General features: G+C 44.6%; 22 protein-coding genes. 10 read left to right on the top strand and 12 right to left on the bottom strand.

Going from position 1 to position 26,743, the window contains the following annotated elements; genetic code table 11:
• Positions 1–6 precede the first annotated feature (6 nt).
• The 6 genes from ACHKAR_RS09815 to ACHKAR_RS09790 all read left to right on the top strand — a co-directional run bounded on the left by ACHKAR_RS09815 (position 7) and on the right by ACHKAR_RS09790 (position 5,229).
• On the top strand, positions 7–918 hold the full coding sequence (locus tag ACHKAR_RS09815; protein ID WP_395417270.1) for a DUF4097 family beta strand repeat-containing protein: 912 nt from the start codon (positions 7–9) through the stop codon (positions 916–918).
• Between the two features lie 146 nt (positions 919–1,064).
• The gene (locus tag ACHKAR_RS09810) at positions 1,065–3,041 is read left to right on the top strand and encodes an OPT family oligopeptide transporter (protein ID WP_159579131.1); all 1,977 of its coding nucleotides are present in this window, start codon (positions 1,065–1,067) and stop codon (positions 3,039–3,041) included.
• Positions 3,038–4,543 (top strand): sodium-dependent transporter, encoded by a 1,506-nt coding sequence (locus ACHKAR_RS09805; RefSeq protein WP_395417269.1) that lies wholly within the window; start codon positions 3,038–3,040, stop codon positions 4,541–4,543. The genes ACHKAR_RS09810 and ACHKAR_RS09805 overlap by 4 nt, the downstream gene beginning before the upstream one ends.
• Positions 4,540–4,644, top strand: coding sequence for a MetS family NSS transporter small subunit (locus ACHKAR_RS09800; protein ID WP_395417268.1), 105 nt, complete (start codon positions 4,540–4,542; stop codon positions 4,642–4,644). Before ACHKAR_RS09805 ends, ACHKAR_RS09800 begins: the two co-directional genes overlap by 4 nt.
• Positions 4,644–5,117, top strand: coding sequence for a pyrophosphohydrolase domain-containing protein (locus ACHKAR_RS09795; protein ID WP_395417267.1), 474 nt, complete (start codon positions 4,644–4,646; stop codon positions 5,115–5,117). Before ACHKAR_RS09800 ends, ACHKAR_RS09795 begins: the two co-directional genes overlap by 1 nt.
• Positions 5,107–5,229 carry a hypothetical protein gene (locus ACHKAR_RS09790; RefSeq protein ID WP_395417266.1) on the top strand — a complete coding sequence of 41 codons (123 nt, stop codon included), beginning with the start codon at positions 5,107–5,109 and terminating at the stop codon, positions 5,227–5,229. The genes ACHKAR_RS09795 and ACHKAR_RS09790 overlap by 11 nt, the downstream gene beginning before the upstream one ends.
• Positions 5,230–5,365: 136 nt before the next feature.
• Here ACHKAR_RS09790 and ACHKAR_RS09785 read toward each other — a convergent pair whose 3' ends face one another.
• Complete coding sequence (locus tag ACHKAR_RS09785) at positions 5,366–5,845, bottom strand: hypothetical protein (RefSeq protein WP_395417265.1); 480 nt, start codon at positions 5,843–5,845, stop codon at positions 5,366–5,368.
• A 123-nt stretch (positions 5,846–5,968) separates the two neighbouring features.
• On the opposite strand from ACHKAR_RS09785, the gene ffh reads away from it, so the two are divergent.
• Positions 5,969–7,288 carry a signal recognition particle protein gene (gene ffh / locus ACHKAR_RS09780; RefSeq protein WP_159579141.1) on the top strand — a complete coding sequence of 440 codons (1,320 nt, stop codon included), beginning with the start codon at positions 5,969–5,971 and terminating at the stop codon, positions 7,286–7,288.
• Positions 7,289–7,367: 79 nt separating this feature from the next.
• On the opposite strand, the gene ACHKAR_RS09775 is transcribed toward ffh, so the two are convergent.
• Positions 7,368–8,345: a pyruvate dehydrogenase complex E1 component subunit beta gene (locus ACHKAR_RS09775; RefSeq protein WP_159579143.1), complete on the bottom strand. Its 978-nt coding sequence runs from the start codon at positions 8,343–8,345 to the stop codon at positions 7,368–7,370.
• 105 nt (positions 8,346–8,450) lie between these two features.
• A complete protein-coding gene (locus tag ACHKAR_RS09770) occupies positions 8,451–10,241 on the bottom strand; it encodes a hypothetical protein (protein ID WP_395417264.1) in 1,791 nt (596 codons plus the stop codon).
• Between the two features lie 150 nt (positions 10,242–10,391).
• Here ACHKAR_RS09770 and ACHKAR_RS09765 point away from each other — a divergent pair, with 150 nt between their 5' ends.
• Positions 10,392–10,601, top strand: coding sequence for a PspC domain-containing protein (locus ACHKAR_RS09765; RefSeq protein ID WP_159579147.1), 210 nt, complete (start codon positions 10,392–10,394; stop codon positions 10,599–10,601).
• Here ACHKAR_RS09765 and ACHKAR_RS09760 read toward each other — a convergent pair.
• Genes ACHKAR_RS09760 through hisS form a run of 4 tightly spaced genes read right to left on the bottom strand, consistent with a single transcriptional unit; the run spans position 10,585 to position 14,952 of the window.
• Entirely contained in the window at positions 10,585–11,589 is a 1,005-nt protein-coding gene (locus ACHKAR_RS09760; protein ID WP_395417263.1) for a glycosyltransferase family 2 protein, read from the bottom strand. The two genes, ACHKAR_RS09765 and ACHKAR_RS09760, sit on opposite strands and share 17 nt — an antisense overlap.
• Positions 11,589–11,921 (bottom strand): YbaB/EbfC family nucleoid-associated protein, encoded by a 333-nt coding sequence (locus ACHKAR_RS09755; RefSeq protein ID WP_395417262.1) that lies wholly within the window; start codon positions 11,919–11,921, stop codon positions 11,589–11,591. Before ACHKAR_RS09755 ends, ACHKAR_RS09760 begins: the two co-directional genes overlap by 1 nt.
• A gap of 12 nt (positions 11,922–11,933) precedes the next feature.
• Positions 11,934–13,547 carry a T9SS type B sorting domain-containing protein gene (locus ACHKAR_RS09750; RefSeq protein WP_395417261.1) on the bottom strand — a complete coding sequence of 538 codons (1,614 nt, stop codon included), beginning with the start codon at positions 13,545–13,547 and terminating at the stop codon, positions 11,934–11,936.
• Positions 13,548–13,587: 40 nt separating this feature from the next.
• Positions 13,588–14,952: a histidine--tRNA ligase gene (gene hisS, locus ACHKAR_RS09745; protein WP_395417260.1), complete on the bottom strand. Its 1,365-nt coding sequence runs from the start codon at positions 14,950–14,952 to the stop codon at positions 13,588–13,590.
• Positions 14,953–15,020: 68 nt separating this feature from the next.
• On the opposite strand from hisS, the gene ACHKAR_RS09740 reads away from it, so the two are divergent.
• A complete protein-coding gene (locus ACHKAR_RS09740; protein ID WP_395417259.1) occupies positions 15,021–15,335 on the top strand; it encodes a hypothetical protein in 315 nt (104 codons plus the stop codon).
• 63 nt (positions 15,336–15,398) lie between these two features.
• Here ACHKAR_RS09740 and ACHKAR_RS09735 read toward each other — a convergent pair whose 3' ends face one another.
• From ACHKAR_RS09735 to ACHKAR_RS09725, 3 genes are all read right to left on the bottom strand, one after another.
• On the bottom strand, positions 15,399–16,166 hold the full coding sequence (locus ACHKAR_RS09735) for a YdcF family protein (protein ID WP_395417258.1): 768 nt from the start codon (positions 16,164–16,166) through the stop codon (positions 15,399–15,401).
• 5 nt (positions 16,167–16,171) lie between these two features.
• Positions 16,172–19,168, bottom strand: a complete 2,997-nt coding sequence (locus tag ACHKAR_RS09730; RefSeq protein WP_395417257.1) for an ATP-binding cassette domain-containing protein — start codon at positions 19,166–19,168, stop codon at positions 16,172–16,174.
• 93 nt (positions 19,169–19,261) lie between these two features.
• Positions 19,262–20,167, bottom strand: coding sequence for a hypothetical protein (locus ACHKAR_RS09725; protein WP_395417256.1), 906 nt, complete (start codon positions 20,165–20,167; stop codon positions 19,262–19,264).
• A 112-nt stretch (positions 20,168–20,279) separates the two neighbouring features.
• Between ACHKAR_RS09725 and ACHKAR_RS09720 the strand changes: the two genes are divergently transcribed.
• Positions 20,280–20,486 carry a hypothetical protein gene (locus tag ACHKAR_RS09720; protein WP_395417255.1) on the top strand — a complete coding sequence of 69 codons (207 nt, stop codon included), beginning with the start codon at positions 20,280–20,282 and terminating at the stop codon, positions 20,484–20,486.
• Here the strand turns inward: ACHKAR_RS09720 and ACHKAR_RS09715 are convergent.
• Together ACHKAR_RS09715 and gltB are read right to left on the bottom strand one after the other, a co-directional pair.
• The gene (locus ACHKAR_RS09715) at positions 20,478–21,953 is read right to left on the bottom strand and encodes a glutamate synthase subunit beta (protein ID WP_159579165.1); all 1,476 of its coding nucleotides are present in this window, start codon (positions 21,951–21,953) and stop codon (positions 20,478–20,480) included. The two genes, ACHKAR_RS09720 and ACHKAR_RS09715, sit on opposite strands and share 9 nt — an antisense overlap.
• Positions 21,953–26,431, bottom strand: coding sequence for a glutamate synthase large subunit (gene gltB / locus ACHKAR_RS09710; RefSeq protein ID WP_395417254.1), 4,479 nt, complete (start codon positions 26,429–26,431; stop codon positions 21,953–21,955). Before gltB ends, ACHKAR_RS09715 begins: the two co-directional genes overlap by 1 nt.
• Positions 26,432–26,743: the final 312 nt, after the last annotated feature.

Below are 26,743 nucleotides of genomic sequence, written 5' to 3'. Positions count from 1 at the left end.
TTAGTCATGAAAAGAACCACTACCCTCATTTGTTGTCTAATTATTTCATTTGCTTCCTTTGCCCAGACCACACTGGCTGAGCACCATTTTGAATCATCCGATGTAAAAAAGGTGGTTATAGATGGTGCTTTTTGTGATGTATTCGTCACCCCGGGTTCTAGTCTGGTGTTCGATGGGATCATCAAAGGGAGTGGAAAATCGGGGGATTACCTGATTGCCAGCATACAGACAGGTACCACTGTTGTTTTTAGGGTGGAACGTAAACAGGAGCGAAACAGAGGTTGGTCCAATATTGAGCTTGGCAAGCTCGCTCTTACCCTGCCGGAGCACATAGAGCTTAAAATCACAAATACTTCAGGTGATATCAACGTATCGGATTTTACGGGAGAGCTGGAGGCTTCCACTACGAGTGGAGATATAGTGCTGAAGAATATCAATTCAGATTGTTGGCTAAAAGCCACTTCGGGGGACCTGCGAGCAAGAAATGTTACCGGGGATATAAAAATGAGGTCCACCAGCGGGGATCAGGAGTATTTTGAAATCCGTGGAAATTTAGAGACACAGGCGACCTCTGGCAATATTGAATGCGATAAGATTAAAGGGAATGTGAAGGCCTTTGCTACAAGCGGTGACCTGGATTTCGATGGAGTAGAGGGAGTCATTGAGGCCGGCACCACGTCTGGCAATATCACCGGAGACTATGTTCGCATCACGGGCGACAGTCGATTCAAATCTACTTCCGGAGATATTTATTTTGTTTTTGAAAATGAGATTGGATCACTCGGCTTTGACCTGAGGGCTACTTCTGGTGATCTGCATGTAGGTAGCTCCAGATCCGAAGATCGGCTTTACATGGACCGGGGGCAGTATACGATTACCGGGGAAAGCACCAGCGGCGATCAGGTGTACAAAAACTGATCTTTGTCATATTGGCTTATCGGATCAGTAACAAAGTTTTTTCCATCGACGGTAGTAAGAGATAAAAAGATATCGTGTACTTTTTGGGTTTGCGACTTAAATAGGCATTTTTGTCGGCAGTCAAAATACCCCAAAACCCAAATTACATGCACAAACCTTACATTAGTCCTGAAACCAAGCTCAACGAGCTCACTTTCAGGTCGATTATTATCGGAGCACTCTTGTCGGTCGTTTTAGGAGCGGCCAACGCTTATTTTGGATTGTTCTCGGGACTAACCGTCTCAGCTTCAATTCCCGCGGCAGTGATCTCTATGGCCATTCTCAAGGCTTTTAAAAATTCAAACATTCTGGAGAATAACATGGTGCAGACCGCTGCATCGGCAGGGGAATCACTGGCAGCAGGAGTTATTTTCACCATTCCGGCTCTGGTCATCATGGGATACTGGGAGGAGTTTAATTATATAGAGACCACACTCATTTCCATTTGTGGAGGGGTTTTGGGTGTCTTATTCACCATTCCTTTGCGAAATGCCCTAATCGTCAAAGAAAAGCTAATGTTTCCTGAAGGTGTCGCTACCGCTGAGGTATTGAAAACCGGCCAAACCGGGGGCAAGTCTGTGAAATATTTGATTTACGGAAGTTTGATCGGCGGACTTTTCAAATTAGGTACCGAAGCACTCAAACTCTGGGGCGGTGTGTATGAGAAGGCTGCCCTCGTTAACCAAAAGGCCTATTTATATTTCAGTTTGAACCTTTCTCCGGCCCTTGTGGCGGTAGGTTATATTGTGGGATTAAATATTGCCACATTGGTGTTCTTGGGTGGAGTCATCACCTGGTGGGTGGCTATGCCTGCTTATTTGAGTTTCAATGGATATGCTCAGGTGGCTGCCGAGCTGGTAGAGGCCGGAAAGTTCGTGAGCGTGGATGGTATTAGTCCGGAAGCCCTCGGTGGAGCCCTCTGGAGCGCCAAAATGAGATACCTTGGAGTGGGAGCTATGATCGTGGGTGGTTTGTGGGCGCTCATTAGCCTAAAGAGTGCGCTTACCACAGCTTTCACCTCTGGAGTGAAGGCCTTTAAGGCAGGCGCTCAGAATGTCTCAGAGACTTTAAGAACAGAACTGGATACTCCAATGTCCTGGGTACTAATGGGCATTGGAATCATGATCGTTCCTGTTTTCTTCATTTACCTCACTATTATTCAGGACGTGCCTGTTACGCTTTTCATGGCCTTGATAATGGTACTTGCGGGCTTCCTGTTTTCGGCTGTAGCGGGTTACATGGCCGGACTCGTTGGGAGTTCCAATAATCCCATTTCAGGGGTCACTATCGCCACCATTTTAAGTACTGCTTTGCTGCTACTTTTGCTCATGGGCTCTTCTGATCCTTCAAGGGGAGCAGCCGGAGCAATTTTGGTTGGAGCTGTGGTATGTTGTGCGGCGGCCATCGCCGGAGATAACATGCAGGACCTTAAGGCCGGATATGTGTTGGGTGCTACACCTAGAAATCAACAGGTGATGCAAATGATAGGAGTGGTAGCCGGGGCCCTGTTGATCGCTCCGGTATTGAATCTGCTACTCGCTTCCAAGGGAATTGGAAACCCTACAGCCGAACATCCTAATCCATTGGCTGCTCCACAAGCCACCCTGATGATGAGCGTGGCTACCGGAATTTTTGGAGGTAAGCTTCCCTGGACCATTATTTCAGTGGGTGGGGGTATCGGTGCCCTCATCATAATCGCTGATCAATACCTTAAGAAAATTGGTTCCAACTTCAGAATGCCTGTTTTGGCGGTTGCTGTTGGACTTTATCTTCCCTTTGAGCTGGACTCTTCCATTTTTGTTGGTGGGGTGATTGCCTGGATGCTGGATAGGAGTTTTAAAAGAAATAACATATCCTCAGAGAGCGCCGACAGGGCTTCCAATGCTGGCTTGCTGATTGCCTCTGGTTTAATCACCGGAGAGGCGCTAATGGGCATTATGATTGCACTCATCGCTACTTTCGGTCTTGATTTGGAACTGAGTGACGGCACATTCGGTGGGAGCCTGCTTGGACCCGGCTTGCTGTTTCTGATTCTTGTCTATTTGTATAGATCTGTGGTGAAAGCTTCCAAAGACAAATTATGAGCAAGGGCGAGGAGTTTAGCAATCGATGGGGGATCATTCTCGCTTCACTGGGAATGGCCATTGGCGCAGGTAATTTGTGGCGTTTCCCCCGTTTGGCGGGGCAGTATGGGGGTAGCTTCATATTACTCTGGATTCTTTTCCTTTTTGTATGGTCCATTCCTTTACTGTTGGCCGAGTTTTCCATCGGTAAAAAGTATAAAAGTGGGGTAATTGGCTCTTTTGGTAAGCTGGCTGGCAAAAGGCTTACCTGGATGGGGTTTTTCATTACCATATGCACGCTTGGGATAGCTTTCTATTACTCAGTAGTGACCGCCTGGTCCATTGAATACCTGTCCATCTCGGTGATCAATTTATACGATGGCTTTATGGGAAATACCCTTACGGATAAATTAGCAAGCAATCCTAATTACTTGCTGGACCAGTGGGATTCCCTTTCCAATGGCAGCATGGTGACCATCGGGTTGTATATACTGGTGATTGTTCTGGGTGTGATAGTGGTGCGCAAAGGGGTGAAGAATGGGCTGGAGAAGGCCAATCGTATCCTGATTCCCAGTTTGTTTGTGCTGCTGGTGATTGTAGCCGCCTCGGCACTCACCATGGAAAATGGTACAAAAGGCCTGGAGTATATGTTTGCGATCAAATGGGATAATTTCAGTAATCCTACCATCTGGATTGAGGCCCTATCACAGTCGGCATGGTCTACCGGAGCAGGTTGGGGTTTGATGATTACTATTTCATCCTATACCCGTGCCAAAGAGGACGTGACCTTGAACACGTTCATCGGAGCCTTTGGAAACAATACCGCTTCTATACTGGCTGGCATAGCCATACTGCCTGCTGTATTCGCACTTTCTGCGAGTGATCAGGAGGCTACCGCTTTTCTGCAGTCAGGTAGTCAGGCACTCACTTTTACGATCATACCGAAGCTGTTCGCTACCATACCAGGTGGTGGCTTTATGACTTTCATTTTCTTTTTGGCGCTTACATTGGCTGCCTTTAGCTCGTTTCTGCCTATGCTCGAGCTCCTCAAGAGTAATCTCTCAACCATTGGTATATCTGAAGGTATGATTGCAGTGATACTTCTGGTGGCATTTACTGTCTTTGGGTTACCATCGGCCTATTCACTGGACTTCTTCAGCAATCAGGATTGGGTATGGGGACTTGGTCTTATAGTGAGTGGAATCTTCATATCCGTGGCCACAGCCTTATATGATCCTGTCAAATTCAAAAAAGAGCTGATCGACAAGGATTCTGACTTTACCATTTCAAATGCCTATTTCAAATATGCTATCTATGTCAATATCCTGCTGGGTGTATTTCTCATTTATTGGTGGATGTCACAGGGGTATAGCACATTCCCATGGTTTGATGCCCAGGGCAGTTGGAACTGGATGGATGTATATAGTAACGCCTCTATCGTTACGCAGTGGGGCACGGTAATTTTGATGGGGATTGTGATTAATAAATTTTTGTATCACCGATTTTGTAAAGTAACAGTATGAGTGGTTCTGCGATAGTGAGTATGATTTTGATTGTCGGAGTGGTGGTAGGCGGCTTTGTGTTCTTTTTGATTAAAGCACTAAAAAACGAAAAAGATAAATAATGGATAAAATAGATTCTTTAAATCAGGTTTCAGAATTTCATAAAACGTTTAAACACCCGGTGTTGGATACACCTCAGATTCCCTCCGCCGAGCGATGCGCTCTCAGGGTGTCTCTCATTCAGGAGGAGCTTAATGAACTGCAACAAGCTATCCTGGATAAGGATATCGTGGAAGTGGCAGATGCACTCTGTGATATTCAGTACGTGCTTTCAGGAGCGGTACTGGAGTTTGGTTTGGGAGATAAATTTGTTACCCTATTCAATGAGGTACAGCGCTCCAATATGAGCAAGGCGTGCGTGTCTCAGGAAGAGGCGCAGCAAACCGTAGATTACTATCAAAATGAAAAAGGAACAGCGGCTTACTTTGTAGAGAAGGAGGGTAAGTTTTTGGTTTACCGTAAGGAGGACAATAAAACCTTGAAGTCAATTAACTATTCCCCCGCCAATCTCAAAAAAATTATAAGTGAGGGATGACAAAGGATATGGTCGAAACCAGACTACTCTGCAGATCAAAGAAATTACGTATGATCTTTTCGTCACAACCGAGACCGAACATAAGGATCAGATAGGCAGTGATGGAGGATAAAAGTTTTATAGCTGTTTTGTTTTTCATAACAAATCCTGAGTTATTTTGTAAAATTAGTTCAAGAAACTTTAAAAACTAATAATAGTTTCAAAATAAAACAGAATTTGTTAGGGTGGCAATACCCTTAAAGTGGTATTTAATTGCTATCCATATTCACTAAGTAGACGTTATCACTGCGCTCGTTATCGTCTTCGAACAGGATCAAAACACCTTTTTCCATTAACCAGTAATCAGAATCTCCTGTGGAGAAGTTTTCAGTGTCAGAAATATACAAGCGACCTTTTTTGTCTATTTGCCATTCTGAATATTCAATCTCCCGCTCGTCGAATGCCTCTACTATTACTTTTACTTCACCTCCCGGCTTAAATTCCATGTAGATGTCAATTTCTTCAAGTATACCAGAAACAATGCCAGAGACCGAATTGAGGATGATTTTCCCAAGGAATGAGTCCTCTTCATCGACTTCTCTTTTGGCTTCTTCAAACTCTTCATCTACATCGATGACCAGTTTCCACGATCCGATAAGGTCTTTGGCGACTACTTTGCTTTGAGCCTCTGCCTGGTAGGTGAATGCTATCAATAGTAGTGCGAAAATGGTTAGGCTTAGCTTTTTCATGTTTATATATTTTGTTATTGTGTATTACAAGGTACTACGTAAAGTATAATACTGAATATGGCGTCTATGGGTTACGATAAACAGATGTTTATTAGCTTTGCGGTTAGATAAAATTGGAAGATAATGTTTGATAATCTTAGTGTTAAGTTAGATAGAGCCTTTAAGACGCTTAAGGGGCAGGGTAATATTACGGAGATCAATGTTGCTGCTACCGTTAAGGAGATCAGAAGAGCACTTATCGATGCTGACGTTAATTATAAGGTAGCTAAGGAAGTGACCGATTCCATTAAGGAAAAGGCCCTTGGGCGTGATGTGTTGATAGCTGTATCTCCAGGTCAATTGCTGACTAAGATCGTGGCGGAGGAGCTTACCATACTGATGGGAGAGACCAATGTGCCGATCAACCTGACAGGCAATCCCAATATTATTCTTATATCAGGTCTACAGGGGTCAGGTAAGACCACTTTTAGTGGGAAGCTCGCTAATCAGTTTAAGAAGCAGGGAAGAACAGTGTTACTGGCCGCATGTGATGTGTACAGACCGGCTGCCATTGATCAGCTAAAGGTGCTGGGCGAGCAAATAGGGGTGGAAGTGTACACGGAGCCCGATGAGAAGAATCCTTTGAAGATTGCTAAGAATGCTGTGAAATACGCAAAGGAGCATGGCAAGAAGTCATTGATCATTGATACAGCGGGTAGATTGGCGGTAGATGAAGCCATGATGGATGAAATAGCAGGCATTAAGAAAGAAATACAGCCCTCTGAGACACTTTTCGTGGTGGATGCCATGACTGGACAGGATGCTGTGAATACAGCAGCAGCGTTCAATCAGCGACTTGATTTTGATGGAGTGGTACTCACCAAGCTGGATGGAGATACAAGGGGTGGAGCGGCGCTTTCCGTAAGGAAAGAGGTCAGCAAACCCATTAAGTATATTAGTACTGGGGAGAAGATGGATGCCATCGATCTGTTTCACCCTGACCGTATGGCCAAGAGAATCCTGGGCATGGGTGATGTGCTCTCCCTGGTGGAAAAGGCGCAACAGACTTTTGATGAGGAAGAAGCCCGACGAATCAATAAGAAAATCAAGAAGAACCAGTTTGGATTTGATGATTTTCTCTCTCAGATGGAGCAGATCAAAAAGATGGGTAACATCAAGGACCTACTCGGCATGGTGCCAGGTGTGGGCAAGGCCATCAAGGACATTGATATAGATGATGACTCATTAAAGCCTATAGAGGCCATCATACGTTCTATGACTCCATTGGAGCGTGAGAATCCAAACCTTATCAATGGGAGCCGCAGGCAGCGAATTGCCAATGGAAGTGGTACTTCAGTAAATCAGGTAAATCAATTGCTGAAGCAATTTGAGCAGATGCGTAAAATGATGAAAACCATGAACAAGATGGGGGGAGCAAAGGCTTTGTCCAATTTGATGTCGTAAGTCACGGTAATTTTGGCCGGATATAAAAAAGGGATCAAGTGTACACTTGATCCCTTTTTTATTATTTGGTATCTATGAATTATCTGTATGAAACCGCATTAATGGCGTCCAAAGTTCGTTTAACGTTAGGAAGTATTTCCTCGATGAGCGTAGGTGCATACGGCAGAGGAAGGTCCATGCTATTCACTCGATGGATAGGTGCATCCAGATAGTCAAAGGCGTGTCTTTGCACATGATGACTAATGTCTGCAGAAATAGAGGCCAATGGCCATGCTTCTTCCACAATTACCAGTCTGTTGGTTTTCTTTACTGATTCTACTATTGCCTTATAATCGATGGGTCTTACCGTTCTCAGGTCAATGACTTCTACACTCACACCTTCCTTGGCCATCAAATCTGCAGCTTCAATAGCCACTTTCATCATTTTACCAAAGGAGACGAGTGTTACGTCAGTTCCTGATTTCACGGTATGGGCCTCTCCAAGGTTTAATAGATATTCCTCTTCCGGCACTTCACCTTTGTCTCCGTACATCAGCTCAGATTCCATGAAGATAATAGGATTGTCGTCTCTGATGGAAGCTTTGAGTAAGCCCTTAGCATCGTAAGGGTTAGAAGGCACGACCACTTTCAGTCCCGGAGTATTGGCATACCAGTTTTCAAAGTTTTGAGAGTGCTGAGAGCTGAGTTGTCCGGCGTTTCCGGTTGGGCCTCTGAATACGATAGGGGAGTCAAACTGACCCCCGGACATAGACTTTATTTTCGCCGCTCCGTTGATGATCTGGTCAATGGCCACCAAAGAGAAATTGAAAGTCATGAATTCAATGATCGGTCTGAGGCCGTTCATGGCTGCCCCAACACCCACTCCAGCAAAACCAAGCTCCGCAATAGGCGTATCAATCACACGATCTGGTCCGAACTCATCGAGCATACCCTGGCTTACCTTATAAGCACCATTGTACTCTGCAACTTCTTCACCCATAAGGAAGACCTTAGGGTCCCTTCTCATTTCTTCACTCATTGCTTCGCCAAGCGCTTGTCTGAATTGTATTTCTCGCATGATTTGATTGTTGATTAAGAAAGCTGCTAAATTAAAATATTAGCTCGATATAAATAAAAAAAGCTCTCCAAAATGGAGAGCTTTCAAATATAAATTTCAGAATTCTTACTTCACTGCCTGAGCAACTGCGTCAGCGTAATTGGTGAATTCAAGATCGTTAAGTGCTTTGTCTTTCAATGCAGGATCTTTAGACACTGCAGCTTTAAGACTACTAGCCACGTCAGCGGCGTTGTTTTGTCTGGCTGATGCTACAGCGATCAGGTAATTAGCTTCTGCACCAAGTTTTTCGTTGGTAGCTATGTCACCCAATGTGCTCTTCGCTCCATCGTAGTTTCCACTTAGAAGTTGTGAAAGACCTGAATCGAAAGTTACGGTAGCGCTCTTTGCAGAAGAAGCAAATGAAGCATTAGCTTCTTCGTACTGACCATTCATTACTTGAATAGCACCTTTCATTCCTTTGATGTTGCTAGCTGTAGTATTAGAAGGAGAAGCAGCCTCAGCATCACCTATAGAGGTCAATGCCTGAGCATATTCGCCTTGCATCACGTAAGCAGCAGCCATGTTAGCTGATACTTTTGCAGACTTGCTTTTGTTTTTTGCAATTTCAAGCTGAGTGATAGCATCCTGCACCAATTTGGTTTTGTCAGCACCTTCTGCTTTTGCAGCTTGCTCCAGGTATACAGCACCCAAGTTGTTATGTGCTTCCCATGCACCACTTTTGGTAGCAGCTTTGTAGATGGCAGCTTTCTCATCCAAAGAAGGAGTGAGGGTAGCCGCAAACAATAGCTCAGAAGTAGTGAGGGTATCAGCAGAAATGCTTCCATTGGCAATTTGCTTAGCCAATACAGCGATTTGAGCATTGGATTTTTTAGGCTTCACTGTAAGGATTTCAGTCTTAGCAGTTCTCAAACCTGGGTAAACTTTGTCCAAAAGAGTTTTGTATGCAGGAAGTTTCTGCAATTCTTTTTCTTTCTCTTCGAAAGAACCATTTCCGTTGATGATTCTTGAGATGGCTGCTTTTTGATCGTCAGAGATACCTGTGTAAGATACCAAGGCCACTTTCAAACCAGACCAGTCTTCAACCACAGGCTTAAGGATGAATTTGATTGAATCCGCCATGCCTTTGTAGTCATAACGCTTCATTTGCTTTCTGTAGAAGCTTTCGATTGCCTTAGCTCTGTTTTCAGAAAGACCACTGTTGATTCTTTCAGTACCTTCTGGAGAGTGAGTACCAGTGATTGTTACAGTTCTGGTAACGTTTTTCTCTGCGATGAAAGCAGCAAGGTCGTTACTTTTTGAACGGTTTGAGCTACCATCAAAGCTCAAAGAAGGATTAAGTGTCGCTACACCCTGAGCGAAAAAGAAATCCACTTTTGTCGGCACAAGCTCTTCTTTGTCGTTGTAACCATGGTCAGCATAAGAGCTGAAAGTTACAGGCTTCGCAAAAGAACTGGTCATTACCAAACCTTGGGCTACAGCCATTCTTGGAGAAGTCTTTGACTTTCCTGATCTTGGATCTTTAGCCACACCTTCTACGTAGAGTGTTCCAGGATTCATTCCATCCTGATAAGGGATAGAGAAATCACCGCTCTTGCGAGAAGTAGAAGAACTACTGTTAGGGAAGTCTTCAGCTTTGAACTCTATAGATCCAACAGCTATTTCCTGATCACCGTACTGATAGATAGTGTTTATGGTGTAAACTTTTCCTGTAGGGAGCATTTTTGGAGGTAAAACCGCTGACATCTGGAACGGAACCGCACCACCATGAACTTCAAGTGGATTAGGGGTTACCTGCAAATCCTGGTTTGCAGCTAGCTTGATCATCTTGCCGAGCGTACAACCAGAAAAAATGATTGCTCCGGCGACAAACGCCATAGCAAAGTTAAATTTTCTCATGTGGATCATTTTTTTGAATTTTCAATTGTAATAATGGTCAATTCCGATTATTGAACTGCAATAATACGGAAATTTAAACTTTCTTAGTAACTCAATTTCAACAAATCTAAGGGCCTTTTGTTATCTTTGTTGCTATATTGAATATGATTTATGCAAGATTTTTTTGAAAAATACGCGTTTGGTGTTTGTACAAGGTTGGGGGAGAAGCTAAGAATCCCTACATCAGGCATAAGATTGTTCTTTATTTATGCTTCATTTTTGACTTTCGGGTCGCCTGTTATTCTTTATTTGGCGTTAGCATTTATTATGAATTTCCGCAAAATGCTGCGTAGAAGGGACAATTCTATTTGGTATTATTGATCGCTTCATAGTTTCTTTTTCTCAGAACGTAGTAAGCAACGGGGAGAATTGCTTTTTTCTGATTTTTCAGCCGTGTGCCTGATCGGATGGTTAGTTTGATTTGACTGGGAAAAGCCCTCATAGCGCCTGCATGAGCTTTAAATACCGCTGCGAAATGTGAAAAGGACTCATTCTTCCAGAAGAGAAAAGCGGCCATCCAGTCAAGAATCAGCCTTACAGGAAGCGCCACTAACAGCATTGGGATAGGTAAATTCTTTATCAAAAGGCTGATCCCGTTTCTGAAATTGAGGTAGGTTTTGCGGGGGCTAGTTTTGTTCAATGTACCTCCCCCCACATGGTAGATCACACTGTTTGGGACAAAAGCAATTTTCAATCCCAGACTTTTGACCCGCCAACAAAGGTCAATCTCTTCCATGTGCGCGAAAAAATCAGCATCGAATCCGCCGGCTTGTTTGAACACCTCAGACCTAATCATAAAGCATGCGCCGCTTGCCCAGAAAATGTCAGCGTTGGAGTCATACTGACCCGTATCTTGCTCCAATGTATTGAAAACACGCCCCCTGCAATAGGGATATCCCAGCAGATCGATAAATCCTCCTGCTGCTCCTGCGTATTCGAAATAATCTTTTTGATTAAAATCGAGGATTTTCGGCTGAACAGCTGCGTAATCTTTGTTTTCATCCAGGTAATGAGTGAGTGGAGCGATCCAGTTTGGAGAGACCTCCACATCAGAGTTGACCAAAAGGTAGTAATCGGCATTAACCTGCTTGAGGGCTTCGTTATAGCCCCCGGCATAACCATAGTTTTGGTCCAGGAGTATGGTGCGAACTGAGGGAAACTGCTGAAGCACTGCCAGAGAGTCGTCTGTAGAGCAATTGTCAGCTACAATGACTTCAGCATCAGGCGAATGCGCTATGAGCGTTGGTAAAAAGTGGAGCAGGTGATCCCGGCCGTTATAGTTCAGGATGACAACAGCAACTTTGCACATTAAATCATGTTATTTAGGTCGAATCCGGGGATGTTTGGAATCATTCCTTCTGTGGCTTTCTTCATATGCTCTTTCGATGCAGCGTCCACTTCCACTATTGCCTTGTTGATGGCAGCGATGATCAAATCCTTCATCATGTCAGCGTCTTCTTTGGAGATAATGGACTCATCGATCTCCAGGGCTGTGACCTCTTTATTTCCATTTATAGTGGCCTTTACCATACCGGCACCAGATTCTGCAGATGCAGTGATGTTTTTCAATCCGGCCTGGGCTGCTTTCATATTTTCCTGAACCTCCTTTAGTTTGCCCATCATTTTCATCATATCTAACATAGCACTGATGTGTTAATTCCTTAAAAGTGTAAAAGTACCAACTTGAGTTTTAAGTTCACCGTTTTCCAGTCGGAAGGTGAGCCGGTAAAGGTAAGTTCCCTCATCAGCATCGTGTTTGCCTATTTCTCCATGCCATACAGGATTAGTATTAGACTGATGAATGGGGGCACCCCACCGGTCATAGATGATTATGTCAAAATCACTGGTAGGGAGCCCAAAAAGCTCCAAATAGTCATTGAGTCCATCCCCATTTGGGGTAAATCCTGAAGGGATAAACACCGTAATTTCATAAGCTTCTGTCAAAGCATTGGATAGGATAAATAGGTCGTTATCGTAGCTGTACCTAACCCGGAGGTGAACGCTGGTCCCCAGGCCACCGGGTAAGAGAATGTTAGTGTCGAAATTGGTCTCCAGAACCTTACTACTGTCGTCATTGTAAAACAGGAGGGATTGAGTGTAGCTACCCAAAGCATTTTGGGGCGGACTGAGACTTATTTGTATGCGGTTTTCGGAGTAGCTACGGTCCGTGAGTTTGATGTGTGGAGGTGCTACGACAATGGAGTCAATGGCATTACCACAGCTGTCCTGCTGAATCAGACGGTATTGGAAGGGGCGTGCGCCGGGAGGCACATCGTCGGTGTAGTCTCCCTGGGTGGTGGCCACCAATGAGAAGGCGCCATCTCCATATTTTCTTTTGATTTCAACTTCTTTGGAAGAAGAGGAATCAATGTGAATCAAAATGTCATCACCGCTATAGGTGGCGTAGGACTCAAGTAGGTTTTTCGTTGTAGATCCAGCCGAATCGCAGCTTTCCTGCGTAAATAAAATGGTCTCAGTGCAGGGGTTGAATATATTAATCCGGGTGCAGAATTCATCGATCTGCAGGTCAGTGCCCAGGTGAAAAGAGGGAGTGGAGGTAGTTAACTTACCCTGATGGATGGTTTCAAAAGTGGCTCCATTTGTTTGCAACTCTACCGAGTAGAGGGTGAGTGGGTCTGGGCTTGGCCAAAGTGAGAGCTGCAGATAGAGGTCATCGAGGCATGCCTCTGTAATCTCAGCGGAGTTGATGTTGAGGGGTTGAAGACTTTGAAGATTAAACGACTGGCTTATATCCGGACAAGAGGCAAAAGCATTGTTAAAATAGCCTACTGCCTGAATCATTCCGTTTGATTGACCATAATCATAGGTGGGTAGCCCATCACCAGGTACGTAGGTGACCGAATCTGTTTCTGAGAACCATACCCGGTAATAGTCGTAGTATTCGTCAGAGAATCCAACGGTAATCTCGGTTTCTGAACACTGAAAAATACTGAGCGCCGGAGGGATGGCCTCCAGTACTTCAAATATCAGGGTATCTGTTTTGGGCTGGATGTCCTCTCCCAGAAATTGAACCACTTCGTATCTTCCCGGTTCAGTATAGGTATGAAAGGTATCAGTGGTTTCTATTGCCCCCTCTTCATAAAAATACTGTCTGCTGATCGTGCCCAGGTTGTCATGCTCACTGATGTGAATGGTAACAGGCGCACACCCCTGAGGGTAAGCAATAGAAAATCTTCCAAAATTACTTGTATGCTGCCCTATGCCGGCAAAGCAGATGAAGTTCAGTATGAATAGGAGTACTCTCAAATAGTCATTACTAATATTTAAACTAACGAGGGAGTCCTGATTAAATTTTCGACTCAAGTCTTGCTACCACACTTTCTATCGAAAGCATCTCCTGATTACCGTCCCTCATGTTTTTGAAGGTATATTCTTTTTTGTCTATTTCCTCTGTACCCACCACCAGCACGTAGGGGATGGCGTTTTTGTCGGCATAGTTAAACTGCTTCTTGATCTTAGCCGCATCGGGAAAAATCTCTGCCCTGATGCCAGCGCTTCTGAGTTGATTGAGTAGCCCAATGCCGTGTAGGAAGCATTCCTGATCAAAGTGAGCGATGAGTACATCTGCTGATTTGGTCAGAGACTCCGGGAAAAGATTCTTTTCTTCCAATACGTCATAGATCCTGTCCAGACCAAAGGAAATGCCTACTCCGGAGATTCCCTCCAGTCCAAAAACACCCGTAAGGTTATCATACCGCCCACCACCGGTGATGCTTCCTATCTGCACATCCGTGGCCTTCACTTCAAAGATGATTCCGGTGTAATAGGTGAGGCCCCTTGCCAGGCTAAGGTCCAGGTCTATTTTTAAATTTTTGGTGCCTGTGCGGGTCAGGTAATCAAAATATGCGAGCAACTCAGTGGTGCCTTTGTTTTCACCTATCAGCTTCTTGAATAACTCGATTTTGGTGGTGTTATCTGCACTTTGCTCAAACAGATCAATAACGGAGCGAAGCTTTGTGTCATTTGCACCCAGGGCCAGGAGCTCATCCTGAACTTTGTCAGAGCCAATTTTATCCAGTTTGTCGATGGTGATGCAAAATGGCATTTCTTGACCTGCCAGGCCGACATATCTCGCCAGCTCATTCAAGAGCTCTCGGTGATTGATTTTCAATACAAATCCATCGTATTTCAATTCTCTGTATACATCATGGATGAGCAGGGTGAGTTCAGCTTCATTCCAAAGAGAGTCTGAACCTACTATGTCCGCATCACATTGGTAAAACTCACGGTATCGGCCTTTTTGGGGTCTGTCGGCACGCCAAACAGGCTGTATCTGAAAGCGCTTGAAGGGGAAAGTGATGTCATGCTGATTTTGCACCACGAACCGGGCAAAGGGTACAGTAAGATCGTACCTCAGTCCTTTCTCTGAAATCTGATTGAGCATGTGAGGACTGCCTTTCGTGTAATCCTCTACGCTCGTTTTCTTCAGGTAGTCACCCGAATTTAGTATCTTAAATAATAGCTGATCACCTTCATCTCCGTACTTGCCTGTGAGCACAGAGAGCTGCTCCATAGCAGGTGTTTCGATCTGATTGAAGCCGTACTTTCCAAAGTTTTTCTTGATGATTTCTATAATATAGGACCTCCTTGCTGATTGAAGTGGTCCGAAATCGCGTGTTCCTTTGGGTATGGATGGTTTTGAAGTTGCCATAGATTTATTTTGGACAAAACTAACTAATCCTCTAAATTTGCACCTCGTTAAAAAGAAATGATCAGACAATGGCCGTTACAAGATTAGAAAGAAAGGGTAAGAGAAATAAATCAAGAGCTAAAAATCGCGTGAGCAAAATCAAGCAACTTAATGCTATGCCTACCATCAAGAATGTGGACATAGAGGAGATTAAGAAAAGCTTTGAAGCCGCTCCAAAACCTGCAAAAAAGGCAGAAGCGAAGAAAGAGGAAGCTCCTGAAGTGAAAGCTGAAGCTCCTGCAAAAGAGAAAAAAGCTGCTGCACCTAAAGCTGAAGCAAAAGAAGCAAAGCCTAAGAAAGCCCCAGCTAAGAAAAAAGATACTAAGGATAAGAAAGAGGACTAATCGTCCCTTAATTATCTGTGTCATAAAAAATAGCCCGCTCCGATTTTATCGGAACGGGCTATTTTATGCATATCCAGTCAGGCGATAAGTCAATAATCCCACCCATTCCTTGATCAGGATGTTCCAGGCCTCCAGGGCCGTGTGGGAGGGAAGTATCCAAAATGGACTCCAATTGCCTTGCTGTCCTCTGAAATCTACCGGAAAAGGAATGGCTATGATTCCTTGCTTTTTGAAGCACCTAAGTGCCCGCGCCATATGCGAAGCGGAGGTGATCAAAAGCACTTTCTGTTCTTTTAAACCCAGTGAGTCTAATATTCTGGCCGTTTCTACTGCATTTTCATAGGTATTTCTGGAGTTTGCTTCCATAAATATCTGATCATCATGAGCTTCTATGAGTGTTTGGCTGTAGGCACCAAGAAAATGTGCTTCGCGTAGCGTCTGATCCATTAGAGAACCTGATCCTCCCGAGAGAATGAGTTTTTGTACGATACCTTCCTTAAACAGAATCAAGGCTTCATTGATCCTGTCTGCACTTCCATTGAAATGATATTGATCTATAGGTTCCTTGCCTGGTTCAAGCATGCCTCCCAATACTACCGCCGTTTCCACATAGGGGAGTTGGTCTTTTGGAATGGCTGCATACTCCCATTCCACCATGGCGTAGTTGCTGAGTATGGGGTTGGTAAAGACCAGAAGTAGTAGTAAGCCGCTCCAAAGTGAATATTTCTTCAACCCCTCCTTACGAGCAAATACGGCAAGCAGCAAGAGTGCAACAATCCAGCTAAGCGGGCTGATCAGGAAGAATAGTACTTTTGAGGCTATGAAAAACAAGACTGTTATCTACTAATGAACGCAATGATTCTCCTAAACCAATCAAAATACAGCGTAACAAACAACCCAAGACTCATCATCCATATGATGATGACATTGAAGATAAGAGTGTCTATCCACAAACCACCAAAATGTTTGGTAGGCTGATAAAACTGTGCCCTGAAGTCGAGGGGATGATCCGGAAATGACGGATCGTTGTAAATAGGGTAGAGCTTTTGAATGTAATGATTTTTATGCTCCAATATGCGATGTTCCGTGGTAATGTTCTTGACCATCACCCCGACGGCTACATTGGCATTTTCATTTTTCAAACTTTCAAAACGTGCTTGTTTTTCCGGAGTAGAGTTGAGATCAGCCAAAAGCGCCTGTTTGCTTGAATTGGCATCCTTGTACTGCAGGTTATAATACTTGATCAGCTTCTCTACAAAAACCATCGTCTCATGAAAAAGAGACTCACTCCATTGATCTACAGTGAGTTGATCTACTTCGGGAAACTTATCATAACCGATTTCGGAGAGCTCTTTTTTAAGTTCGTTTTGGATGGTTTTGAGTTGGTACGCATATTCCTCTTTTTCCGCCTCACTGGCTGCTCCCATGTTGTGATGGATTTGTTTGAGGTCTTCTTCTATTCTGGGAAATAAATAAGCGGTCTTGAATTCTGATTGAGCCATGACTTTGTCATCCTCATAAAAGTACTTTTCATATTCGTTCTCCTTGAACTGATGTACTGCCATTGCCTCGAAGGCCCATCGTGAAGCCATGATTTCCCCTATCATCGGCACTTTATCCTCTGTAGTGATAGCGGGGTTGAGTTTGTCGAAATTGACCACCACACCGCTGAGAATGAGCTGGGGAATGACCAGCAATGGGATGAGAATATAGACGGTTATGGCTGACTTAAAAGCCGAAGAGACATTGAGTCCCAGTACATTGGCAAAACACGATATGGAGAAAAGGACCAACCAAAAAGGGAAAAACATGCCCTGTATGCCCAGAATCCAGTTGCCGATAAGGGTGTAGGTCATTGTCTGAAAGGCCGAGATGCCAAAGAGAATGATAAGCTTGGAAACAAGATAGCTGGACCTGCTAAGGTTGAGAAAAGCTTCCCGTTTCAGTATTTTCCGATCTTTGATGATTTCCTCAGCACTGACTGTGAGCCCCATAAAAAGTGAGACAATCACACTCATGAAAAAGAAGACAGGAATGTTGAGATTTTCTCTGAACTGATAAAAGGAAGTGTCCTCAGGTAGATATCTGACGATGAAAGCGAGCAAAAGAGCCAGAACCGGTGCTTCCAAAAGGTTGATTGTGAGGTACTGCGTATTGCTCAGCTTTGATTTGAAATCCCGAATGGAGAATATTCTTAGCTGCTTGAATTTGTTGGGAATATCCAGTGTTTTGTGCGGGATCACGGGAGTTTCCTCTACAGGGGGGATATTTATTCGCTCCTTGAAGTACTGATACCACTGGTAGGGGGTGATTTTTCTTTCTTTCGTGAAGTTTCCAAACTCATTGACCACCTTGGTTTCAATGATGTTGAAGATTTGCTCAGGGTTGGCAGCTTTTGATTGATCCACCATCTTCACAATATCCTTGAAGTAGGCAATGCCATCAATGGGGTTGCCGTAGTAGACCTGATAGCCACCAACATCGAGCACAATCAGTTTGTCGAACATTTTGAAGATGTCCTCTGAGGGCTGGTGGATCACCACAAAGATCATTTTTCCTTTGAGGGAAAGCTCTTTGAGCAGATCCATGATATTCTCAGAGTCTCTGGAGGAAAGCCCGCTGGTAGGTTCGTCAACAAAGAGTACAGAAGGCTCTCTAAGTAATTCCAGACCTATATTCAGGCGCTTTCTCTGTCCACCGGAAATGGTCTTGTCCAAGGGTGAGCCCACCCGTAGTTTGCGGGTTTCGTATAGTCCGAGGGACTCAAGTGTCTTGTTGACTAATTGTTGTAACTCTTCTTCATTGAGTCTTTTGAAACACAGCTTAGCCGCATAGTAGAGGTTATCAAAGACCGAGAGCTCCTCGATCAACAGGTCGTCCTGTGGTACGTATCCTATTACGCCCTCTATTTTACGTCTGTTTTTGTGAATATCCACGCCATTAATGCGCACGGTACCCTCAGAGGGGCGCTCATTGCCGTTGAGTACATTCAGCAGGGTGGACTTTCCTGCACCACTTCCACCCATCAGCGCTATCAGCCTTCCTGATTCCTCTTCAATGTTAATGTTACGTAGGCCAACTTTTCCATTTTTAAACTTAAAGGTGACTTCTCTGGCCGCAAAGGTAAGGTGATGGTCAGATGCGATGGATCTGAAACTATTGACTACCTCGCTATGGTATATGGGCTCGGCGTTTTCAAATTTGATAGCGCTCCCACTGGCAAAATTATAGATGTGATTGATGCGCATAGGCCCTTCGTTCAGGACTACAGGTCGCTCACCAATGTATTTAGCCAGGTAAATGTCGATCTCTGGAACACTCAAAACGAGGATAAATCCATCGAGGCCCTGTCGGATCAGGCGCTTGCATTTGTCCGGCACTTCATGGGTGCCATCATCAATGATCAGTACATGTCTGGAGCTGATCTTGCTTCGCTCCTGAAAAATCACAAAAGCTTTGATCAGATCTGTGATGGGTTTTGAAATGTTGATGCTTTCAGAGATCAGGTACAGGAGTTCTCTTTCTCTGTTGGAGACTTTGCCGTCCGCAGCAATAAGAATAATCAAATCAAGGATGATGATGATCTTCTGCTGAGCGGTTTGTTCTTTATTGATTTTGGCACAGATCTCCGCTATTTGAGTTTCGTCACTGCCTGAATAGTGCTGCTTCTTAGTTAGCTCATCGAAGAAAAGCAGGTATTTTTTTGCACGTTCAGCGGTCAGCTTGCTGACCAGAAAGTTTTCAACGGAAGCTTTCTCAGCAGATGTAACATCATCTTCTCTGGCTACAATAGCAAGCAGTTGGAGTATGGCATTGAGAATCTCTTCACTCATAGGGCGTGTGATTTGAAGGAATGCCTAAAAATACAAAAAGCATTGGGATCCCAATGCTTTTTCTTCAGGTTAGGTAATGTTTTAGCTAATTTTTTAGAAGGCTACAATATCGTTCCTTACTCTTTTTACTTCGGTAGTAATATCAATCAACATGTCCTGGGTGAGAATGAAATTACCTTCATTAGATGCAATTTTGGCCTGTATGTCAGCCAAATCTCCGTCATATAGGATTCGGAGTATACTGAGTTCAGTGATCATTTTAGCAATGGCATCATTCTGAGGCAGATCCTTGAGCATGGCAATCACATCCAGCAAAGGTTTTTTCTGATCGAGAACCACTTTTACCAATGGCTCCAGAATAAGGTTTCTATTGGTTTCATCAAGCACGTCTGAAGGGTAGGTCTCAATAACCTTCACTGCCAGGTAAAGGCCTTCTAAGAAGCTACCTGTAAGGATGAGCGCCGCTACAGATACTCTGTCAGAGCTTTCCAGTCTGGTTTCAGCTTCTACAATGGCACGGCTTAGGATTTTGCTTAGGGAATCTGGGTTGTTCAGGTTACCCTGAAATTCTTCCATAGTCTTCACATCAAATACTGAAGCGACACCTAAGGTTTCTGCCAGCTTCTGACATGCCTCCATATATTGTCTGGACTCTGACACCTTCTCATAGGAAAGTAGGTAGCCCATATCCGTGGCGTACACTCCCAGATTGAGACTAGCTTCCTCTTCACTTGTCTCATATTTGGAGAGGTTTTCCAGTCCATTGATAAGCGTACCATTAAAGTCCGAACCTGTAGCCTGGAGCATATAAGGAACTTCTGTAGGTGAGGGGAGGTCATGTATGACCTGATCCAGGTCGGAAGATATTTTCTTCTCTGCTTCCTCAAATGCGGCCTCCTTGGCAGACTTTTCGTTGGAGCTGCCACCACAGCCTACCAGGGCCAAAGCGAATGCAGATCCTATGAGTAGAGTGAAAGCGTATCGAATCGAAATTTTCATTTTATATGTCGGTTAGGTTATCAACATCCAATTTTAATGCTTTTTTGGCTTGGATTGAAATTTAGTGTAGATAATTTCGCTTAAGGATTTCACATCCCCCTGAGAATACAATATGAAGGGATTAAGCTATAGTAGTTTGAGGGCAGGAAAGCGGTATTGGCTGGTAAATTATGGCGACAAGTATGAATTTGAAATCCTGGAGGTTTTATCCCCCCAGGATTTCAAACTTAAAGATGTCAATACCCTGGAATTGTATCTGATGTCAGAGATCACCAGATACGGCAAGGGTGATGATTTTGAGATCAGAGATCTAGGCTAACTGATAGAATGATTTTGACTTTGAAGGCAGCTTAGAAGCTCCTTCCAGAAATTCATCTACTGCACGGGCAGCCTCTCTGCCTTCAGAGATAGCCCAGACCACCAAAGATTGGCCTCTGCGCATATCACCGGCTGTAAACACGCCACTCTTGCTGGTGGCATAATTTTCAGCTCTTACGTTTCCTCTTTCATCAAGCTCGAGCCCCAGTTGTTCGATCATTCCCTCTTTCTGAGGATGCACAAACCCTGCGGCCAGAAGCGCCAGTTCACATGGGATCACCCTGTCGGTGCCCGGAACTTCTTCCATGCCATTCTTTCCCCAGTTGATGTCCACCAGTCTCAGGCCGGTGAGTTCCCCTTTGTCATTCCCAATAAATTCCTTGGTGAGGATGGCCCAGGCCCGCTCGCATCCTTCATCATGCGAAGATGAGGTTTTGAGGGTCATTGGCCACTCAGGCCACGGGTTGAGCTGGGTTCTGGATTCAGGTGGCTTGGATAGGAGCTCTATCTGAGTGACTGATTTTGCTTTGTGTCGGTTGGAGGTACCCACACAGTCAGATCCAGTGTCACCACCACCGATCACGATTACATTTTTTCCTGTGGCGAAAATGTCCTCTTTGGTATCTACTCCCTGGTGGTTGATCAGAACATTTTCTCTATTGGAAACACGCTTATTTTGCTGACTCAGGAAATCCATTGCGAAATGAATGCCTTTCAGGCTGCGACCGGGGAGAGGTAAATCTCTCGGTACTGTAGAGCCGCCACAAAGCACAATGGCGTTAAACTTCTCTTCCAATTCGCTCACAGGAATGTTGACTCCTATATTGGCGTTGGTTTTGAATGTGATTCCTTCCTCTTCCATTACTTTGAGCCTTCTGTCGATGGTCCATTTTTCCAGCTTAAAATCCGGAATACCATATCGCAGGAGCCCACCGATCTGATCAGCTCTTTCAAACACTGTCACATTGTGACCTGCCTGATTTAGTTGTGTAGCCGCTGCCAGTCCCGCCGGTCCTGATCCTATTACCGCTACGGATTTCCCAGTTCTTGTTTTAGGAGGATTGGCTTTTACCAGCCCTCGTTCAAAGGCTTCTTCCGCAATAGATTTTTCGATCAATTCGATCGCTACAGGATCCTTGTTAATCCCCAAAACGCAAGAGCCTTCGCATGGAGCAGGACAGATGCGTCCGGTGAATTCCGGGAAATTGTTTGTCGATGAAAGAATCTTAAAAGCAGTCTCCCAATCCTTGTTGAAAACAGCATCATTGAAGTCAGGAATGTGGTTGCCCAGTGGACAGCCATTATGACAAAAGGGAATTCCACAGTCCATACATCGGGCGGCCTGTTTGTTGGTTTTCTCCTCTGCGAATGGAACATAGATTTCGTTGTAATCTGCAATCCTGCTCTTCGGGTCCCTTACTTCAGGAAGTTCTCTGTTGTATTTTAAAAATCCGTCTACTGCTCCCATTATGCTACTTTTTCTTGTATTTTATTCTCTTCTAAAACTCTTTTTAAATCGTGTGGCATCACTTTGACGAAGTACTGCTGCATGTGATCCCAGTCGTCGAGGATATTGGCGGCATGCTGGCTACCTGTATTGGTAACGTGTGCTCCAATTTCCTCCTTGAGGTAGGCCAAATCATCACTTCCGGGTTGTTCCAGGCCTACCATTTCCATGTTCACCTTATCTCGGAAGGTTTCATCGGTGTCTAAAACGTAGGCGATACCACCGCTCATTCCGGCGGCGAAGTTTTTACCTGTTTCACCCAGGATAATTACTTTTCCTCCGGTCATGTATTCACAACCATGGTCACCTACACCTTCCACTACAGCCTCTACACCTGAGTTTCTCACACAGAAACGCTCTCCGGCGTTGCCATGGATGTAGGCTTTTCCTGAAGTGGCTCCGTAGAACGCTACGTTACCAATGATGATGTTCTTCTCCGGCTTGAATGTGGCCTTTTGAGGCACCTTTACTACGATTTTACCTCCTGAAAGTCCTTTTCCAAGGTAGTCGTTAGATTCACCTTCCAGACAAAACTCAATGCCCGGAGCAAGGAATGCTCCGAAACTTTGTCCGGCAGACCCTGTGAATCCGATTTTAATTGGACTCATCTTCAACCCGGCACTGCCATATGCCTTGGATACCTCATGCGAGAGCATGGCGCCTACGGACCGATCGATGTTGATGATTTTGTAGGTTTTGTTGTTCTCACCTTTATTGAGGTAATCACGAATCAATTTTCTATCCAGCACCTTCTCCAGTCCATGATCCTGGTCTATTTGGTGATGCTTACCAAAAGAGGCAGGCACACTTTCCTGATGCAGGATAGGAGAGAAGTCTATGTTTTTTAGTTTCCAATGATCAAGATCGCTGCGCACTTTGAGCACGTTGGATTGACCTACCATTTCGTTGATGGTACGGAAACCCAGTTCGGCCATCACTTCTCTGAGCTGTTCTGTGATGAAGGTAAAGAAGTTGACCACATGATCCGGGTTACCGGTGAATAGCTTTCTCAACTCAGGTTTCTGTGTGGCGATCCCTACAGGACAAGTGTTGAGGTGGCATTTTCTCATCATGATACAACCCTCAACAATGAGCGCTGTGGTGCTAAATCCAAATTCTTCAGCTCCCAACAATGCTGCAATGGCCACATCACGTCCTGTCATAAGCTTACCATCTGTTTGCAACACGACCCGGCTTCTCAGGTTATTTCTCAGGAGGGTCTGATGCGCTTCGGCCAGCCCAATCTCCCATGGGAGCCCGGCGTGTCTGATGGAGCTAAGTGGTGAGGCACCAGTACCTCCATCCGCACCTGAGATCAATATAACATCTGCTTTGGCCTTAGCCACACCGGAAGCTATGGTCCCGACACCTGCTTCTGATACCAGTTTTACATTAATCCGGGCATGTCTATTCGCATTTTTCAGATCATAGATAAGCTGCTTAAGGTCTTCTATGGAATAGATGTCGTGGTGTGGTGGGGGTGAAATGAGCCCAACACCTGGTGTAGAGTGTCGCACTTTGGCAATCCACTCGTCCACTTTATGTCCTGGCAATTGACCGCCCTCTCCGGGCTTTGCACCCTGTGCTATTTTTATTTGAAGTTCGGTCGCTTCCTTCAGGTAATTACTGGTCACTCCAAACCTACCGGACGCTACCTGCTTGATCGAAGATCTTTCCCAGTCACCATTGGGCTTTTTAGCAAACCTAATCTCGTCTTCTCCACCTTCACCACTGTTACTTTTGCCACCAATTCTGTTCATGGCAATGGCTAATGTGGAGTGTGCTTCGTGAGATATGGATCCGAAAGACATGGCACCCGTAGCAAATCTCTTCATGATACTACTGGCGGGCTCTACTTCCTCCAGTGGTACGGATGTTCGTTTTTTGAAATCAAACAAACTTCTCAGGGTGATGGTGCTGTCCTGATAGTTATGTACACTTGCTGCATACTTTTTGAACAGTTCGTAATCTCCAAGAGAGGTTGATTTTTGTAGCAAATGGATGGTTTCCGGATTCAGAAGGTGGGCCTCACCATTTCTTTTCCATTGGAAATATCCTCCCACTTCCAGTAGTTTATTATCTGTATCAAATCCAGATGCATGTTTGATCAGGCATTCTTTCTCCAGATCCTCAAAGGTGAGGCCGTCCAATCTGCTGACGGTGCCCTTGAAGCATTTGTTGACTACTTCAGATCCCAATCCCACACACTCAAAAATCTGGGCAGATTGATAAGACTGGAGGGTAGAGATACCCATTTTGGAAAGGATCTTCAAGAGACCACTGCCTATACCATGGGCAAAATTTTCATAATAGGTATTCAATGAAGTTTCCTGATCCAGCTTGCCATCTGCATAAAGGTCTGCAATACAGTCATAAGCTTTGAATGGATACACGGCACTCACGCCGTAACCTACAGCGGTGGCAAAATGGTGAGTTTCCCAGATGTCGCCGGCCTCTGCGATCAGACCTGTCTTTGTACGGATGTTTTCTTTCACCAGGTGCTGATGCACTGCGCCTATAGTGAGTAGTGACGGAATAGGCACCCTGGTCTCGCTAATGTTGCGATTGGAGAGAACGAGGATTTTCTTACCTTTTTCTACTTCGGCCTGAGCTTCTGAGCAGACCCGATCCAGTGCGCTTTTCAGATTGATCTCAGAAGGATCGTAAGTGCCATCGATGCTGCCATAGTCAAATCCTATTTCCTTTTGACTAATCAGCTTTTGGAAATCAGCTCGTGAAAGTACTGGTTGCGAAATGTGAATTTGCTTGGTGTGCAGTGCAGACTCATCCAATATATTCAGGGATTCACCCACCCGGGTATAAAGAGACATCACCAGTCTTTCTCTGATAGGATCGATTGGCGGGTTACTTACCTGAGCAAAAAACTGCTTGAAGTAATTAGAGATGTGCTGACTTTGTCTGGACAATACGGCCAGAGGAGCATCTGCTCCCATGGAGCCCAGCGGCTCTTTTCCCAGCTCTGCCAGTGGGCCTACCGTCAGTTTTACATCTTCCTGAGTATAGCCGTAGGCTTTCAGCTGCTTTCTCAGAAGTTCTTTTTCGATTTTTTCCTCTTTTATCTCAGGATCCGGTAGGAGTCTGAGTTTGATTCTTTCCTTCTTGATCCAATCAAAATAGGGCTTGTCTTTGACTACCTCATTTTTGATTTCTTCATCGTAGAAGAGCTTTTTGTTGGGAAGATCCAGCCAAAGCATTTTTCCTGGCTGTAAACGACCGTTTTCCAATACATTTTCGGGCTTCACCGGAATGGCCCCGGTTTCTGAAGCCATGATAAGCCTGTTGTCTTTGGTAACACAGTAGCGAACCGGGCGCAATCCATTTCTGTCCAGAGTGGCACCGAGTTGCTTTCCGTTGGTAAAAAACAAGGCGGCTGGTCCATCCCAGGGCTCCATGATGGATGCATGGTACTTGTAGAAGGCCTTCTTCATTACCTCCATTTGCGAGTTGTCCTGCCATGCTTCTGGCACGAGCATCATCATGACGTGAGGTAGGCTGCGTCCACCAAGCACGAGTAGCTCTATAAGTGCGTCCAGATTGGCCGAATCCGAATTAGCAGGATCGGTCACAGGAAGAAGCCACTGCAGTTCCTTTTCGGTGAAAAGAGGGGAAGACATATTCGCTTCCTTCGATTTCATTTTATTCACGTTACCACGTATGGTGTTGATTTCGCCATTGTGGGCCAGGTATCTGAAAGGCTGGGCAAGCTTCCAGTTTGGGAAGGTGTTGGTGGAGAAGCGTGAATGCACGATAGCAAAAACGCTTTTAAAATCCTTGTTGGTCAGATCATGGTAGTAATCTTCCAGCTGGTCGGTCTTCAACTGACCTTTGTATATCACAGTGTGGGCTGACAAGCTACACACATAGAAGTCACCATTCTGTCCTTCAACCTGATTTTTGATTTCGTGGGTGGCGTAGTTACTCAGCACAAAAAGTTTTCTTTCGAGTTCTTCTTCCGTGAGTTTTTCGTTGATGCCAATAAAAATTTGCTCTACGTATGGTTCGGCTGCTTTGGATTCATGTCCGGGCACCTGAGAGTCCACCGGCACAAGTCTGTATCCTATGAGGTTAAGACCAAGGTCCTTGAGGCATTTGTTAAATACTTGCCGACATTTTTCCCTTACCTGATAGTTTTTAGGGAAGAAGATCATGCCCACACCATAAGATCCTTTTGAGGGTAGGGTGATGCCGAAATTCTCTAGTTCCTTTTTGAAAAAGGCGTGTGGAATCTGAACTAAAATACCAGCTCCATCTCCTGTATTTTCATCACTACCGGTTGCACCCCTGTGCTCCATGTTCTTTAGCATGGTCAGCGCATCCTTCACATTTTTGTGTGATTCTCTGTTGTTGATGTCTGCAACACACCCCACACCACAAGAATCATGCTCCAACTCTTTGGTATACAGTCCTTTATTTACCATTTATAGAAATATGTTATTGTTAAACCAACCTTAAAAATACTGAATTTGTCTCTTCAAATAAAATGAAAAACTAGAAAACACTCGTTTCACCAAACATTATTTCAATATTAACAATTTATCCTATTAACCATTGAATAAATGCAAATAACTAAAAAAATAGGCTATATAAATTGATGATTTTTCAAAGTAATTAAAACTCTATTGAAAAATCCACATTTTCGATCATAAAATCACTGGATATTGGTCTCTTTTCGTGTTCGATTGACTTCAGGAATTTCTAAATTTATGGCGAACATTGTGGTCGTCAAGAGG

Origin of the sequence: Marinoscillum luteum (assembly GCF_044005705.1) — a bacterium.
Taxonomy (GTDB): domain Bacteria; phylum Bacteroidota; class Bacteroidia; order Cytophagales; family Cyclobacteriaceae; genus Marinoscillum; species Marinoscillum luteum.
Note: the sequence above shows the minus strand (reverse complement) of the source record. Positions and strands in the feature narration are given on the sequence as shown.

Excerpts from the sequence above, each read along its gene's own strand:
- hisS (WP_395417260.1), bottom strand. The coding sequence starts at position 14,952 with ATGGCAACTTCAAAACCATCCATACCCAAAGGAACACGCGATTTCGGA.
- ACHKAR_RS09715 (WP_159579165.1), bottom strand. The coding sequence starts at position 21,953 with ATGGGAGCAGTAGACGGATTTTTAAAATACAACAGAGAACTTCCTGAA.
- ACHKAR_RS09795 (WP_395417267.1), top strand. The coding sequence starts at position 4,644 with ATGGATAAAATAGATTCTTTAAATCAGGTTTCAGAATTTCATAAAACG.
- ffh (WP_159579141.1), top strand. The coding sequence starts at position 5,969 with ATGTTTGATAATCTTAGTGTTAAGTTAGATAGAGCCTTTAAGACGCTT.
- ACHKAR_RS09800 (WP_395417268.1), top strand. The coding sequence starts at position 4,540 with ATGAGTGGTTCTGCGATAGTGAGTATGATTTTGATTGTCGGAGTGGTG.
- ACHKAR_RS09720 (WP_395417255.1), top strand. The coding sequence starts at position 20,280 with ATGAAGGGATTAAGCTATAGTAGTTTGAGGGCAGGAAAGCGGTATTGG.
- ACHKAR_RS09770 (WP_395417264.1), bottom strand. The coding sequence starts at position 10,241 with ATGAGAAAATTTAACTTTGCTATGGCGTTTGTCGCCGGAGCAATCATT.
- ACHKAR_RS09755 (WP_395417262.1), bottom strand. The coding sequence starts at position 11,921 with ATGTTAGATATGATGAAAATGATGGGCAAACTAAAGGAGGTTCAGGAA.
- gltB (WP_395417254.1), bottom strand. The coding sequence starts at position 26,431 with ATGGTAAATAAAGGACTGTATACCAAAGAGTTGGAGCATGATTCTTGT.
- ACHKAR_RS09785 (WP_395417265.1), bottom strand. The coding sequence starts at position 5,845 with ATGAAAAAGCTAAGCCTAACCATTTTCGCACTACTATTGATAGCATTC.
- ACHKAR_RS09760 (WP_395417263.1), bottom strand. The coding sequence starts at position 11,589 with ATGTGCAAAGTTGCTGTTGTCATCCTGAACTATAACGGCCGGGATCAC.
- ACHKAR_RS09775 (WP_159579143.1), bottom strand. The coding sequence starts at position 8,345 with ATGCGAGAAATACAATTCAGACAAGCGCTTGGCGAAGCAATGAGTGAA.
- ACHKAR_RS09725 (WP_395417256.1), bottom strand. The coding sequence starts at position 20,167 with ATGAAAATTTCGATTCGATACGCTTTCACTCTACTCATAGGATCTGCA.
- ACHKAR_RS09810 (WP_159579131.1), top strand. The coding sequence starts at position 1,065 with ATGCACAAACCTTACATTAGTCCTGAAACCAAGCTCAACGAGCTCACT.
- ACHKAR_RS09740 (WP_395417259.1), top strand. The coding sequence starts at position 15,021 with ATGGCCGTTACAAGATTAGAAAGAAAGGGTAAGAGAAATAAATCAAGA.
- ACHKAR_RS09730 (WP_395417257.1), bottom strand. The coding sequence starts at position 19,168 with ATGAGTGAAGAGATTCTCAATGCCATACTCCAACTGCTTGCTATTGTA.
- ACHKAR_RS09765 (WP_159579147.1), top strand. The coding sequence starts at position 10,392 with ATGCAAGATTTTTTTGAAAAATACGCGTTTGGTGTTTGTACAAGGTTG.
- ACHKAR_RS09815 (WP_395417270.1), top strand. The coding sequence starts at position 7 with ATGAAAAGAACCACTACCCTCATTTGTTGTCTAATTATTTCATTTGCT.
- ACHKAR_RS09805 (WP_395417269.1), top strand. The coding sequence starts at position 3,038 with ATGAGCAAGGGCGAGGAGTTTAGCAATCGATGGGGGATCATTCTCGCT.